The sequence below is a fragment of the Tardiphaga sp. genome, from assembly GCF_028290495.1.
GTDB lineage: Bacteria > Pseudomonadota > Alphaproteobacteria > Rhizobiales > Xanthobacteraceae > Tardiphaga.
The window spans coordinates 1-13,877 of the sequence record NZ_JAQGJT010000047.1 but is presented as its reverse complement, the minus strand read 5'-3'; the positions used below and the strand labels follow the sequence as shown (position 1 = coordinate 13,877).

13 protein-coding genes and 1 pseudogene are annotated in these 13,877 nt (G+C 64.7%); 5 read left to right on the top strand and 9 right to left on the bottom strand.

The window, feature by feature from the left end:
- Positions 1 to 100 precede the first annotated feature (100 nt).
- Positions 101 to 1,027 carry an ornithine carbamoyltransferase gene (gene argF / locus JWQ24_RS08885; RefSeq protein WP_299806759.1) on the bottom strand — a complete coding sequence of 309 codons (927 nt, stop codon included), beginning with the start codon at positions 1,025 to 1,027 and terminating at the stop codon, positions 101 to 103.
- A complete protein-coding gene (locus tag JWQ24_RS08880) occupies positions 1,027 to 2,232 on the bottom strand; it encodes an aspartate aminotransferase family protein (RefSeq protein ID WP_299806757.1) in 1,206 nt (401 codons plus the stop codon). Before JWQ24_RS08880 ends, argF begins: the two co-directional genes overlap by 1 nt.
- A 444-nt stretch (positions 2,233 to 2,676) precedes the next feature.
- Between JWQ24_RS08880 and JWQ24_RS08875 the strand changes: the two genes are divergently transcribed.
- The gene (locus JWQ24_RS08875; protein WP_299806755.1) at positions 2,677 to 3,189 is read left to right on the top strand and encodes a GcrA family cell cycle regulator; all 513 of its coding nucleotides are present in this window, start codon (positions 2,677 to 2,679) and stop codon (positions 3,187 to 3,189) included.
- Positions 3,190 to 3,245: 56 nt separating this feature from the next.
- Here JWQ24_RS08875 and JWQ24_RS08870 read toward each other — a convergent pair whose 3' ends face one another.
- The 4 genes from JWQ24_RS08870 to JWQ24_RS08855 form a co-directional block, all read right to left on the bottom strand.
- The gene (locus JWQ24_RS08870) at positions 3,246 to 4,550 is read right to left on the bottom strand and encodes an ATP-binding protein (protein WP_299806753.1); all 1,305 of its coding nucleotides are present in this window, start codon (positions 4,548 to 4,550) and stop codon (positions 3,246 to 3,248) included.
- Between the two features lie 33 nt (positions 4,551 to 4,583).
- Positions 4,584 to 5,642: a UPF0104 family protein gene (locus JWQ24_RS08865; RefSeq protein WP_299806751.1), complete on the bottom strand. Its 1,059-nt coding sequence runs from the start codon at positions 5,640 to 5,642 to the stop codon at positions 4,584 to 4,586.
- A gap of 319 nt (positions 5,643 to 5,961) precedes the next feature.
- On the bottom strand, positions 5,962 to 6,258 hold the full coding sequence (locus tag JWQ24_RS08860) for a hypothetical protein (RefSeq protein WP_299806749.1): 297 nt from the start codon (positions 6,256 to 6,258) through the stop codon (positions 5,962 to 5,964).
- The gene (locus JWQ24_RS08855; RefSeq protein WP_299806747.1) at positions 6,258 to 7,655 is read right to left on the bottom strand and encodes an OmpA family protein; all 1,398 of its coding nucleotides are present in this window, start codon (positions 7,653 to 7,655) and stop codon (positions 6,258 to 6,260) included. Before JWQ24_RS08855 ends, JWQ24_RS08860 begins: the two co-directional genes overlap by 1 nt.
- Positions 7,656 to 7,820: 165 nt before the next feature.
- Between JWQ24_RS08855 and JWQ24_RS08850 the strand changes: the two genes are divergently transcribed.
- A complete protein-coding gene (locus JWQ24_RS08850) occupies positions 7,821 to 8,876 on the top strand; it encodes a polysaccharide deacetylase family protein (RefSeq protein WP_299806745.1) in 1,056 nt (351 codons plus the stop codon).
- On the opposite strand, the gene JWQ24_RS08845 is transcribed toward JWQ24_RS08850, so the two are convergent.
- Both JWQ24_RS08845 and JWQ24_RS08840 read right to left on the bottom strand, forming a co-directional pair.
- Positions 8,877 to 9,251, bottom strand: coding sequence for a nuclear transport factor 2 family protein (locus tag JWQ24_RS08845; protein ID WP_299806743.1), 375 nt, complete (start codon positions 9,249 to 9,251; stop codon positions 8,877 to 8,879).
- A 54-nt stretch (positions 9,252 to 9,305) separates the two neighbouring features.
- Positions 9,306 to 10,277 carry a tripartite tricarboxylate transporter substrate-binding protein gene (locus JWQ24_RS08840; RefSeq protein ID WP_299806742.1) on the bottom strand — a complete coding sequence of 324 codons (972 nt, stop codon included), beginning with the start codon at positions 10,275 to 10,277 and terminating at the stop codon, positions 9,306 to 9,308.
- 117 nt (positions 10,278 to 10,394) lie between these two features.
- On the opposite strand from JWQ24_RS08840, the gene JWQ24_RS08835 reads away from it, so the two are divergent.
- Positions 10,395 to 10,868 carry a DUF2867 domain-containing protein gene (locus JWQ24_RS08835; protein ID WP_299806740.1) on the top strand — a complete coding sequence of 158 codons (474 nt, stop codon included), beginning with the start codon at positions 10,395 to 10,397 and terminating at the stop codon, positions 10,866 to 10,868.
- Positions 10,869 to 10,918: 50 nt separating this feature from the next.
- Positions 10,919 to 11,413 (top strand): hypothetical protein, encoded by a 495-nt coding sequence (locus JWQ24_RS08830; protein WP_299806738.1) that lies wholly within the window; start codon positions 10,919 to 10,921, stop codon positions 11,411 to 11,413.
- Here JWQ24_RS08830 and JWQ24_RS08825 read toward each other — a convergent pair.
- Entirely contained in the window at positions 11,400 to 12,536 is a 1,137-nt protein-coding gene (locus JWQ24_RS08825) for an FUSC family protein (RefSeq protein WP_299806736.1), read from the bottom strand. The two genes, JWQ24_RS08830 and JWQ24_RS08825, sit on opposite strands and share 14 nt — an antisense overlap.
- A gap of 109 nt (positions 12,537 to 12,645) precedes the next feature.
- Here JWQ24_RS08825 and JWQ24_RS08820 point away from each other — a divergent pair.
- Positions 12,646 to 13,877, top strand: a pseudogene (locus JWQ24_RS08820) (MmgE/PrpD family protein); the annotation flags it as partial.

The window sequence follows — 13,877 nt, the reverse complement described above, 5'->3', positions numbered from 1 at the left end:
ACCCGCAGGCGGTCGCCACCTTCGTTCAACAAGAGGACCGAGGCTATGGGTCCCGGCTTGCGCTCGCAGGCTCGCTTGCCGGGACGACATCGTCCTCCGACTACTCCACCGCGTGGAGGCACCAGGCCAGAATGCCCTTCTGCGCGTGCAGACGGTTTTCGGCTTCGTCGAACACCACCGATTGCGGGCCGTCGATCACTTCGTCGGTGACCTCGTCGCCGCGATGCGCGGGCAGGCAGTGCATGAACAATGCGTCAGGCTTCGCCAGATCCATCAAGCGGGCATTGACCTGATACGGCTTCAGCAGGTTGTGGCGGGTCTCGCCGTCCTTGTCGCCCATCGAGAACCATGTGTCGGTGACCACACAGTCGGCGCCGCGCACGGCGGCGTCGACATCGGTGCCGAGCACGATCGGCGCGTTGGTCGCCTTGATCCAGTCACGGAACGACTTCTTCGGCGCCAGCTCCGGCGGCGTCGCGACATTGAGCTTGAACTGGAAGCGTTCGGCGGCATGTGCCCACGACATCAGCACGTTGTTGTCGTCGCCGGTCCAGGCGATGATGCGGCCCTTGATCGGCCCGCGATGCTCCTCGAACGTCATGACATCGGCCATCACCTGGCACGGATGCGAAATCCGCGTCAGGCCGTTGATGACAGGCACGGTGGCGTTGGCAGCCAGTTCCATCAGCGAGTCGTGGTTGAGAATGCGGATCATGATCGCATCGACGAAACGCGACAGCACGCGCGCAGTGTCCGCAATCGTCTCGCCGCGTCCGAGCTGCATCTCGGCGCCGGTCAGCATCACGACCTCGCCGCCAAGCTGGCGCATGCCGACCTCGAACGACACCCGCGTGCGCGTCGAGGGCTTCTCGAAGATCATCGCCAGGGTCTTGTTTTCCAGCGGCTTGTCCGGCTTGGAATTGGCCTTCAGCTTCTTTTTCATGGCGACGCCGGCGTCGAGCATCTTACGCAGTTCAGCGGTCGGCAACGTGTTGAGGTCGAGAAAGTGGCGCAATGCTTTGGTCATCACGCGGCTCCCTGCTTGCGTTCCGGCGACAGCGCGATGCAGGCCAGCTCCAACCGCTGCACGGCCTCCTCGATCTCCGCCTCGGTGACGATCAGCGGCGGCAGGAAGCGCACCACATTATCGCCGGCGCCGACACTGAGCAGCCGGGCATCTCGCAACGCGGCGACCAGGTCGCCGGCCGGCACAACCGCCTTGAGGCCGATCAACAGGCCTTCGCCGCGCACTTCAGAAAGCACGCCGGGGAAGCGATCGACGGAAGACGCCAGTTTCTGCTTCAGCAGCAGCGACATCTTTTTCACATGATCGAAGAAGCCGGGCTTCAGCATCACGTCGAGCACGGCACCGGCCGCCGCGATCGCCAGCGGATTGCCGCCGAAGGTCGAGCCGTGCGAGCCGGGCGCCATGCCCTCGGCCGCTTCCGCGGAGACGAGGCAGGCGCCGATCGGAAAGCCGCCGCCGAGCGCCTTGGCCAGCGACATCACGTCCGGGGTCACGCCGATGCGCTGATAGGCGAACAATTCGCCGGTGCGGCCCATACCGGTCTGAACTTCGTCGAACACCAGCAAGATGCCGTGCTCGTCGCAGAGATCGCGCAGCGCGCCAAAAAATGCATTCGACGGCGCGCGCACGCCGCCTTCACCCTGCAGCGGCTCGATGAGAATGCCGGCCGTGTTCGGACCGATGGCCTTCTTGGCGGCCTCGATGTCGCCGAGCGGCACCTGGTCAAAGCCGTCCAGCGGCGTGCCGTAGCCTTCGAGATACTTTGCAGCACCTGTCGCGGCCAGCGTGCCGAGCGTACGGCCGTGGAACGCACCTTCGAAGGTGATGATGCGGCTGCGCTCGGGATGGCCCTTGGAGAAGTGATAGTGCCTGACCACCTTCAGCGCGCATTCCATCGCCTCGGCGCCGGAATTGGCGAAGAACACGTAGTCGGCAAAGCTCTGCTCGCAGAGCCTAGCTGCGAGGCGTTCGCCGTCCGGGCTCTTGAACAGGTTCGACATGTGCCACAGCTTCGTCGCCTGCTCCTGCAGGGCGGCGACCATATGCGGATGGCAATGGCCGAGCGCGTTGACCGCGACGCCGCTGGTGAAGTCGAGATAGCGCTCGCCGGAGGTCGAGATCAGCCAGGCGCCTTCGCCACGCTCGAAGGCGAGGTCCGCCCTGGCGAAGACGGGAAGCAGATGAGACGGCGCGCTGTTGGTCATAACCAATCCGATCGAAAAACTCAGGGGCGGCCGGTGGCAGAGGCGCCGGTACGGACAACAGACCCCAAAAACGAAACGTGCCGCCTTTCGCAGGCGGCACGTAGGCATTATTCTATGTGTGCCATGATGACTGTCAACCTGGCAGTGGTGCCCAGAGGCAGTCAGAAGCCGCAGAAAAAGCCGATTTTGCTGCTTTGTCAGCAGAAGCATGTGGACGCCCGGTGCCTGACTCTTGCGCGTGAGTCACGGCATATTGTAGTTTTTGCACTGTCGGATACGACATCTCGTGCGGCGGTTTGATCCTTTAGTCTTGTGCGCGGCGTAAACGCCCGGTCGCATTTATTGCGCCCGGCGAGCGCTAAGGGATTCTGGCAGCAGGGATTTTTGAATCTGGAGTCGCAGCGCCGAGCAGCATCGGCCGGCGCGACACGAAGGGAACTTGCGATGACGGTAATGACATGGACCGACGATCGCGTCGAGCAATTGAAGAAACTCTGGGAAGGCGGCCTCTCCGCCAGCCAGATCGCGGCTGAACTGGGCAACGTGACGCGCAACGCCGTTATCGGCAAAGTGCACCGTCTCGGCCTGTCCGGCCGCGCCAAGAGCCCGTCCTCGGCCGCCCCGCGCCCGCGCAAGACACGTCCCGTCGCCCAGCAGATGGTGCGGATGTCGCGCCCGGTAGCGCGCGGAAATACCGCTCTGGCGCATAACTACGAAGTCGAGATGGAGCCGGATCCGGTCACCTATGACAACGTGGTGCCGATGAGCCAGCGGCTGACGCTGGTCGAACTCAACGAGGCGACCTGCCACTGGCCGATCGGCGATCCGTCGAGCTCGGAATTCTACTTCTGCGGCGGCAAGGCCCTGCAGAGCCTGCCCTATTGCGCCCACCATTCGCGCATCGCCTACCAGCCCGCCTCGGATCGCCGCCGCCAGGCGCCGAAGCCGATCCGCTGAGGTGACAACGGCGTTGCGGTGATCCGCAGCGCCAGCTTTTTATCCCGAATAGCAGATTACGCCTGAACGACAGGCGCCGGCTTGATCTGCGGAAATGCCGCCGTGAAAGTCGCGCCGTTCTTCGGCACGCTTTCGATCAGCAACCGGCCACGATGCCGGTTGAGGATGTGTTTCACGAGCGAAAGCCCGAGCCCGGTGCCGCCCTGTGCGCGGCTGTCGCCAACATCGACGCGGTAAAAACGCTCGGTCAGGCGCGGCAGATGCTCCGGCGCGATGCCGGGGCCGAAATCGCGCACCGCGACGCGCACTTCCGGCACGCCTTCGGTGGTGACCTCCGTGGTCAGCGAGACCAGCACCCGGCCGCCCGACGCCCCGTATTTCAAGGCGTTTTCGATCAGGTTCTCGAACAGTCGCAGCAATTCCTCGCGGTCGCCCGCGATCATCACCGGCGCATCCGGCAACTCCATCTCGATCTTGACCTGGCGCTCGGCCGCCAGCGGCTCCAGCCCGTCGCCAACCTGACGGATGATCGGCAGAATATCGACCTGCAGATCGGGCCGTACGTGCGCGGTGAGCTCGACCCGCGACAGCGACAACAGGTCGTCGATCAACCGCGCCATCCGCTTCGCCTGCGTATGCATGATGCCGAGGAAGCGCTCGCGCGCCTTGGCGTCGTCGCGGGCCGGACCTTGCAGCGTCTCGATGAAGCCGGACAAAGCGGCCAGCGGCGTACGCAATTCATGGCTGGCATTGGCGACGAAGTCGGCACGCATTTCCTCGACCCGGCGCAACGGGGTCTGGTCATGGAACGTCATCAGCATGCAGGTATCGGTGCCACCGAAATGCGTCGGCACCTGCAACGGCGTGATCATCAGCTCCATCCAGCGATCGACCGGAACGTGGTCGAGATAGGTGGCGCGGCGCGGTTCGGTGGTTGCTATCGCCTCGCGCAGAGCGGTGACGATCTCCGGTGAACGCAGCGCGAATTGCGCCAGTTCGTTCTTGCGCAGCGCCGGCGCCAGTTGTGCCGCCGCCGGATTGAAATGCAGCACGCGCCCGGCGCGGTCGAGCAGCACGGCGGGGTCGGGCATGCCGCCGATGATGGCACGCACCGCGGGCGCTTCGACCGGATTGACGCCAATCACTTCCTCGCGCGACGTCACCGCGTGGTGCAACCGCCACGGCACCAAAGCCGCACCGGTGATGCAGATGAACGCAATCAAGGCGCGCTGCAGCGACAATTCGCCAAACAGCACCAGCGCAGCCAGCGCCAGCCCCGCCACCAGCAGGATGATCGCAGCACGCCGCAACCGGTCAGGCCACGGCGAAAACAGCGTCGATGAGGAAGCTTCTACAGCCATCTGGCGGGTTCTCTTCCTGCTCCGGATTGAAAATCAGGCGCCGGAGCCGCCATGTTCCTTGAGCGGGCGGCCGACGGCCACCTGCTTCTCGGGTTCAACGGCAGCGACCATCGCCGCAAGCCGCTTCGAACGCGCGCCAAGGATAAGTTCCCGAGACGTCAGCAGGATGACGGAAATGAAGAATGGTGCGAGATAATACAATACGCGGAACAGCAGCATGCCAGCGAGCAGCTCTTCCTTGTCCATCTGCCACAACCCAACCAGCATGGCGGCATCAAACACGCCCAATCCGCCCGGAGAATGGCTGGCGAAGCCGAGCAGGGTCGCGGAAACGAAGATCACCGCCACCACGACAAAACCGAGATTGGGCTCGTCCGGCACCAGCATGTACATCGCCAGCGCACAGAAGCCGAGATCGACGATGCCGATCACGATTTGCAGCAGCGTCAGCGGCCCGCCCGGCAGCACCACGGACCACGTCCCATGGCCAACGCTGCGCGGCTTGACCCAGACCCAGGCCACGTAGCTGGCGAGACCGCCAAGCAGCACGAAGGCCAGAATCCGGTTGAGCCACGGCGGCAACTGGTCGATCGCCGAGGCCGCTTCCGGGTGATAGGCGATGCCCATGCCGAGCACGGCGGCATTGCCGAGCCAGAACGTCAAACCTGCGAGAAAGCAGATCTTGGCGACGTCGGCAGCATTCAGCCGCCAGGCCGAATAGATGCGGTAGCGCACCGCACCGCCGGTAAAAACGCTGGCGCCGACATTGTGGCCGATCGAATAGCTGGTGAAGGCGGCAAGCGCATTGATGCGGTACGGAATATGGCGGTGGCCGATCGCACGCACCGCGAACCAGTCGTAGAAGGTCAGGGTGAAATAGCCGGCCGCCACCGATAGCGCCGCCAGCCCGATCAGGCGCGGCTCCGTCGCCTTCATCGCCTCATAGACGGCGTGGCCGTTGATGTTACGCAGCTTGTGGTAGAGCATATAACAGGCGAGCGCGATTATCGCGACACTGAACAGGACACCGAGCTTCTGCAGGATCTGCTTGTCGCGCAGAAACGAGATCGCCCTGCGTATTGCTTCCAGCATCTCAACCTCGAATACGATCCCACGACCGGGGCGTCAGGCGACTTGGACGTTACGCGACTTGGCCGTCAGGCAACCACGGCGTCGCCACCGTCGCTGTCAGACGACCCGTCCTAGCCTGTTTTGCAGGAAAGTGGAATTCGTCGAACGTGAACAAAAAACGCGCAGCATCAATATATTAGCTCCGACCTTACAAACCAGAAGCAGACTTTGCGCAGGCCGCTGCGGCATATTGACGGCCCAGCGGACATCCGCGAGGCGTCGCATGTGACCGTGAGGCTTTCGTGACCTGATCCCGACCGTTTGGCGGCGGGACATAAGGTCACGCCGCCGGACTTTGCCGTGACACCACCCAGTCGCGCAGCCACGAGCCGATCGCGCAACCGACGAGGTAGCAGGTGAACAGCGCCAGGCCGAGATCGAGCCAGTAGCCGAACCGACCGGGAACCAGCCTCGCCAGCGCGACGCCGACGATCACCGCCGCCAGCACCGCCAGTCGCTGCACCCAGCGTTTCGGCACCGGCCGGCTGCGCGTGATGACGGCGATCCAGCCCATGCAGAAGCCGAGCACCGCGGCGCCGAGCAACCAGCCCCAGAGAAAAAATGCCAGATCGGCCATTATTGCTTCACCATGAATTCGATGCGGCGGTTCTGCAATTTGCCCTCGTCGGTGTTGTTGGCCGCGATCGGCTGGCTTGAGCCGTAGCCCTGCGTGGTGAAACGCTCCGCCGGCAGGCCGGAGCGGACGAGATAATTTTCGACCGCCGCGGCGCGCTTTTCCGACAGCGTCTGGTTGAAGGCGGGATCGCCGTCGCCATCGGTGTGGCCGATGATGTCGATATTTGTATTGGGGCAGCGCATCGCAACCTCGATCAGGCGATCGAGCAGGCCGGCAGAGTCGGCATTGATGCTGGCGCTGGCGGTTTCAAACCGGATCCGGCCCTTGGTCAGGTTCTGCGTAAACAATTGCTGACACACCGTCGCATCGACCGGCGACGCGGCCGGCTTGACCGAGACTTCGGGCTTGGCGGTCCAGCCCGTCGGCAGTTCCTTGGCGAGACCAGAGCGAATCTGGCTGGCCGCGACCTCGAACAGCGCGTCACCGGACAGCCGGACCTCGCGGTCGGACACGACCAGCGTGCCGGTAGAAAGCCGTGACAACGCGGCCAGAGCCGAGGTCACCGCGGCAGAGAAGCCGGAAGGCGCGCCGATGCTGGCCTTCAGGTTGTCGATGATCTTCTCGTTGGCGAACTTGCGGCCGGCAGTCGCGGCCAGCGTGGCATGGACGTTGTTGTCAGGCACATAGCCGCTCAGCGTCAGCGTCACCGCGACCGGGTCCTTGTTGGCCTGGAAGATGTAAGGCGGCGCCTTGACCTCGTTGGCCGCGATCGTGAAACCCTCCGGCAGGTTCTTCAGCGCCGCGGCGATGGCCTCCCGGCCGCCGAGTTCGCGCGCCATGCCGGACAGGCTGACCGCACTGTCGGACACCACGATCTTGCCATCCCTGAGCTTGGCGATCTGGTCGACCAGCAGCAGCACCGCGGCGTCGAAGCGCGGTGGCGCGCCGCGCGCCAGCCCCATGCGATCGGACACTTCAGTACCGTTCAGCGCGGCGCGCGCGGCGTCCGCAATGCGCGCCTTGCTGCCCGGCAGCGGCGTGGTACCCCATAGCGTCACCCGAACATTGTCGCGCTCGGCAACCCAGACGAACGGCTTGACCTCCCGGACAAGACGGGTGTCGTCATTGACCAGCCGTACCCCGGGAGCCGCCTCAACCGAAGCCAGCGCGCTGCGTCGACCGTCTTCGGAAAACGCCTCGGCGGCCAAAGTAACGTCGCGGCCGGCTACCGCGATCCGGGTCTTGTCGAGCACGGTGCTTTTCAGCGCCGCGGCACTACGCGCGGCGATGTCGGCTTCCAGCGGAATTGTGCTAACCCAAGCTGCCGCGGCCCACAGCACGGCAAGGGGAACGAGGCCAGGCCACCATTTGTTGCTCCACCTGAAAAGTCCGTGCATTCGAAGTCCTGTGGGGGGTCTGGAAATGGAGTGAAAACAAACCCTTGCGAGGCTGTCAAACTGTATTCACGGGCGCGTTGCCGGTAGTATGGTGGGCTGGAGTATACGCTTTGTTCAACCGTTTCTGATTGTTTCTGTGGGTAACACCAATTGCTCGGTCATACGATGAAGCAGATACGCAGCACCATCATCCGCGCCGGCCTCGATGCGCTGTATTTCAGCGGCGCACACCGGGTGTTGCGGCCGATATTTGGCGGCGTCGGCACCATTTTCATGCTGCACCACGTCCGGCCCGCCCATTCAGGCCCGTTCCAGCCCAATCGACACCTTGAGATTACACCTGACTTCCTGCGCGCAACCCTGGCCTATATCCGGGCCTCCGGCATCGACATCGTCACACCCGATGAATTACAGCGGCGGCTGACCGAACAGGATTTCTCACGGCGCTTCGTCTGCTTCACCTGCGACGACGGATATCGCGACAACCGCGACTTCGCGCTGCCGGCGATGCAGGAATATGACGCGCCGCTGGCGGTCTACGTCACCAGCGACTTCGCCGCAGGCACCGGCCGGCTGTGGTGGATCGCACTGGAACGGGTGATCGCTCGCGCCGACACCATCAACGCGCCGATCGACGGCGCGATGGTCCGGCTCGACACCTCCACCTTGATCGGCAAGGAGGCCGCGTTCGACCGGCTGCACGACTGGCTGCGCGGTCTGTCCAATCCGGAACTGCGCCGCGAAATGACCGCTCTGTGCGCCGCGCACGCCATCGACGAGGACGCCATCAGCGGCGAACTTTGTCTGTCATGGGACGAGCTGAAATCATTCGCCGCCGATCCACTGGTGACGATCGGCGCCCACACCGTCAGCCACCCCGACCTTGCCCGGCAGAGCGAGGCCGACGCGCTGCAGGAATTGACCCGTAGCAGAACGCAGATCGAAGCCGCGCTGCAACGCCCGGCCGTGCATCTGGCCTATCCCTATGGCGACCGCTACGCCGCCGGCCCGCGCGAATTCGCGCTGGCGCGGCAGGCCGGCTTCACCACCGCGGTGACGACGCGGCCCGGCGTGATCTTCGCCGACAATGTCGAGAACCTCACCGCTCTGCCGCGCGTTTCGCTGAACGGGCATTATCAGGACACCCGATATCTTCCGGTGCTCACTTCCGGCGCCGCAACTGCGGTATGGAACGGCTTCCGCCGCAGCAGCGTCGCGTGACTATTCCCTGACGTCGCAGCGATACGCCTTGGAGACGATCTGCCAGCCGTCGCTCAGTTTCATCACCACCAGATAGTCCGTGAAGTAGCGCGGCGGCAGTTGGCAGCGCACCTTGACGAGGGCGGTCGACTCGTCGGAACGATCGAGTGTGACGATGAAATCCTCGCGCGGCTTGCCTTCGGACTTCGCCGAAGCGCGCTTTTGCACCAGCGCCATCCAGTCCGGCACGGTCAGCACCTGCAACTGGCCTTTGCTGACCCAACGCAGATCCGCCGTGGGGTGGAAGATCGCCGCAAGCTTGTCGGCATCGCTCTCATAGAGGCCGTCGAAATAATGCTGGATCACCGCCTCGACGGTGGAACGGTCAAAGGACAAATTCAATCTCCCCATGGATGTAGCGTCGTTATGCCACAAAAAACGCAGCGCGCATCATTTGACGTCGCCGAGCATCTTGCGAAATTTCTCGATCTCCTGCGGCACGAAGCGGGCCAGATAGGCCGGCGCCATTTCGGCATCGACGGCAGGCTGCGAGCCGAGATCGTCGAGCCGCTTCAGATAGTCCGGGCTGGCGACCGCCGCTCGCATCGCATCGTTGAGCCGGATGATGATGCCGGGCGGCGTGTTCTTCGGCGCGAACAGAGCGTACCAACCAGCGATCTCGAATTGCGGCAGCCCGGCCTCGGCGGCGGTCGGCATGTCCGGCAGATGCGGCAGTCGCGTCTTCGAGCCCAGCGCGATGCCGCGCACCAGCCCGCTCTGGATCGCCGGCGTAACCGACGCCGATGAATCGCACAGCCCGTCGATCTGGCCGCCGATCAGGTCGTTCAGTGCCGGTCCGCCGCCGCGATAGCCGACCAGCGTCACATCGATACCGGCGGCCTGCATGAAGGCCTTGCAGAACAGGTAATTCTGCGAGCCAACGCCGGAATGGCCGATGTTCAGCGTGCCGGGATTCTGTTTGGCGTGGGCAATGAACTGCGACAGATTCTCCGCCGGAAAATTCTTGCGGATCGCCACCACCGCCGAGCTCTTGTTGAACATGCCGATCGGCGCGAAGTCGGACGGCGAGAATTTCACGTCAGGGGTGAACAGGTAGACCGCGGTGTTGGTGCCGCTGTTGCCCTGCACGATGGTGTAGCCGTCGGGCGCCGCCTGTGCGACCCGGGCCAGCGCCACCGCGCCACCGGCGCCGCCGATGTTCTCGATCACGATCGGCTGGCCGAGATGACGGCTCATCTGCTCGGCTATCAGCCGCGCATTGACATCCGAACTACCGCCGGCGGCGAACGGCACGATCAGCGTGATCGGGCGGGTCGGATACTCCTGCGCCGAAGCCGGTATGACCCAGGCCAGCGCCGCAACCACCGCCCCATAGAACATTTTCAGCCGAAAACCCGCCATGCGCACCTCCCTGCTTTTTTTGCCATCTTAGGGAGCATTGCTCGTAACGCGCAAAGGACATCTGTGCTGCAAAGCGGTAGACTGCGGCTGGCGTCTGACGCCGTGCGGAGACTTCTCATGAATATCGCGATGGTCCGACCCGAGATCGATCCCGACTCGCTGCTCGCCGGCGCGCAGTTCATCGACGCCTTCAGCGTCACCGTCGAGGGGGCAGCGCTGGACGCCCGCACCGCTGCGGACCGTATGCTCGGCCGCTCGCCCGGATGGGTGCAGGCGCTGCTGGCGGCACGCGACTTTCTGGTGAAGCCGTTCGGGCTGACGACCACGAAGGCCGCGAAGCAATCCTCCGCCGACCGGATCGGGATGTTTCCGGTGATCAGCGACACGCCACACCGCATCGTCGCCGGCTTCAACGACAGCCATCTGGATTTCCGCGTCGTGGTCGATGTCGCTGCCGCCGGCCGCGGCCAGCGCGTGACCGCCACAACCGTCGTGCTGACGCATAACCTGCTCGGACGTGCCTACCTCACCATCATCACGCCGTTTCACCGGTTGATCGTGCGGACGATGCTACGGCAGGTCGCCGGCTGATTTCACGGCGGCGCCCGTGGAACTTTCGCCGCCGGTTCTTGTTACCGGAGGTGACATTTTCCGAAATCAATCCGAACAGCGATGAATCCAAGGCTGCACTGGCACGCGCCTTCGACGCGGCATGGCAGCCCTTTATCGCCGCCGAAGGCGAGGCCGCGGACACGGCCGAGAACCGCCGCCGTCTGGCGTCGCGCATCGTCACGTTGGCGAAATCCGGCCAGACCGATGAGAATGCGCTGGGCGAAGACGGGCTGATCTATCTGCGCGTGCTCCGCGCCGCCGCGCGGCTGAGCGAACAGCCAAGCAGGCAGCCGTCCTCTGACCTTGCGCCGTCCTGGCACGATGAAGGCGGCCATTCGTTCACGCCGGAAACAGTGAAGGCGATGTCGGCGGCGCTGCAGCGCTGCCTCGACGTGCTGCCGCTGCGGATTCCCTCGGACGCGCTGCAGCTGCTCTCCAGCAGCATTCTCGATCAGGCGTCGCGCGGCGAACGCGATCCCGAGCGCCTGCAACTGCACGCGCTGGAAGCCCTCAAGACGCGTTAGTCCCGTCCTGCTCCGCTTTCTTGGGCAATTCCGGTACCGCCTCGGTCCATTCCACGATGCAGCGCTCCAGATCCTTCAAATTCTGCCGCATCTGTTCGAGCGAGAAGCCGATCGCAAAGAAGCGTTCGGCGGCGTCGCCGGGCATGCCGCGAATGAGACCCTCGCTGCGCAACGCGGCGACTTCGCCGCTATAGGCCTGCAGGGCGACCTGCACCGGCCAGATCGCCGGGGCGCCGCCGCCGGTCCGCAAGGCGGACGCCATGGCGCGCAGATAGGTGACGATCGCATCGCTGACGCGCGCCAGCGGACCCGCGAGACGCTTCTGCAATTCCGATGGCAGCGGCACCACGGTGGCGCGACCGATCATCACCAGATCATGGCGCAACCGCAGGATGGTGCGCAGCAACGGCCCGGTATCCGGCCCCGTGGACAGATGCGCGGCGCGCTCGCGCTCGGCCTCGGCGCCGGTGGCATCGAGCCCGACCATTGCCGCGCCGATGCCGTCCTGCAAGCGATGCAGCGCATCATTGTCGCGGCCGCGCGTCAGCGCCGCCAGCAACTCGCCGAGCGCCGCGGCTATCAGTTCGAGCGTTCGTGCCGCGCTGGCGCGGATGTGGCTGTGCGCCCGCGACGGCAGCACCAGAAATGAGACCAGCAGGCCGGTGATGGCGCCGACCACGACTTCGAGCACGCGGTCGATGGCGGATTCCAGCGGCGTGCCGTGGTTCATGGTCGGCAGCAGCAGCACGATGATCGCCGTTACCGTTGCGACATTGAGGCTGGGATTGATCGCCGCGATGAAGGCCAGCGGCAGCACCGCCAGAACCAGCACGCCGAGCAGCGCGCCCTCGCCGGTATGCGGGATCAGGATCGCCACCGCGCCGCCATAGATCGCGCCGCCGATGGTGCCGACCAGATAATCCCGCGTCGTCTTCAGCGAGCGGCCGACGCTGGCCTGGGTGACGATGATCGAGGTCAGGACTGCCCATAGCGGCAGCTTGAGGCCGCAGGCCAGCGCGATCACCAGCGAGCTGATCGCCGCCACGGTGACGCGGATGCCGAGCCCCAATTCGACCTTGCGCGCGACAAGAACGCCCCAAAATCGTTTCAGCAATGCGGTCATCAGCCCCGGTCCGAGTTTCGTCGCGCCGGCATGGCTGCCGGCACACGCTGCCGGCTTGAAACGCCGATTCAGCCCGCTTACGCTGTTTCAACAAAAGTGAGGAAACACAATGGCCGACGAAACCGCAACGCTCGCCACCTATGTCGCGAATCTCAAATTCGACGACATCCCGCAGGAGGTACTGGAGCGCGCCAAGGTTTTGACGCTGGATTACCTCGGCAGCACTATCCGGGCGCGCCAGGAGGCGGAATCGACGCCGGCGTTGCTGAAAATGCTGGAAGCGCTGTCGCTCGACGGCCGTGGCGACGCCACCGTATTCGGCGACAGCAAGACCTGGACACCGGCGATCGCGGCGCTGCTCAACGGCGCGCTCGGCCATTCGCTCGATTTCGACGATACCCACGCCGATTCCTCATTGCATCCGAGCGCCCCGGTGGTGCCCGCGGCCTTCGCCGTCGGCGAGATGGTGGGGGCGTCCGGCAAACAGGTGCTGACGGCGATCGTCGCCGGCTATGAAGTGTGCTGCCGGCTAGGCAACGCGCTCGACCCGACCTCGCATTACGCCCGCGGCTTCCATCCAACCGCCACCGCCGGCACCTATGGCGCCGCCGCCGCCGCCGGCAAGCTGTTCGGCCTGTCGCAGCAGCAGTTGATCTCCGCGTTCGGCGTATCCGGCAGCCAGGCCGCCGGCTCGCTGCAGTTCCTCGTCAACGGCGCGTGGAACAAGCGCTACCAGGTCGGCGCGGCCGCGATGAACGGCGTCGTCGCCGCCACACTGGCGAAGAACGATTTTCTCGGCGCCTCGGAATCGGTCGAAGGCAAGCACGGCCTGCTGGTCGGCTACAGCGACGACGCGCATCCCGAGAAGGCCGTGGCCGGGCTCGGCTCGGTCTACGAGACCATGAAAATCGGCGTGAAGCCGTATCCGAGCTGCCGCTATACGCACGCCGCGATCGACGCCATCATCGCGATGCGCAGGGAGCACAATTTGACGCCGGACCAGGTCAAGCGCGTCGAGATCGGCCTGCACCGCAACGGCATCACGCTGACCGGCGACGCCGCCACCAAGCGGCATCCGACCTCGATCGTCGGCGGCCTGTTCTCGATGTTCTTCACCGGCGCGGTGGCGCTCGACCTGGGCCGCTTCGGCTGGGACGATTACGAGCGGCTCGGCGACGCCGCCGTCAATGCGCTGGCCGACTAGTTCGACGTGGTGCAGGACGATCGCCTCGAGATCGGCCGCACCCATCCGTTCGGCGCGCGCGTCTCCATCACCACCGACGACGGTGTGCATGAGCGGCTCTATGCCGACCCGTCCGGCGAGCCGGATTCGTTTCCGGA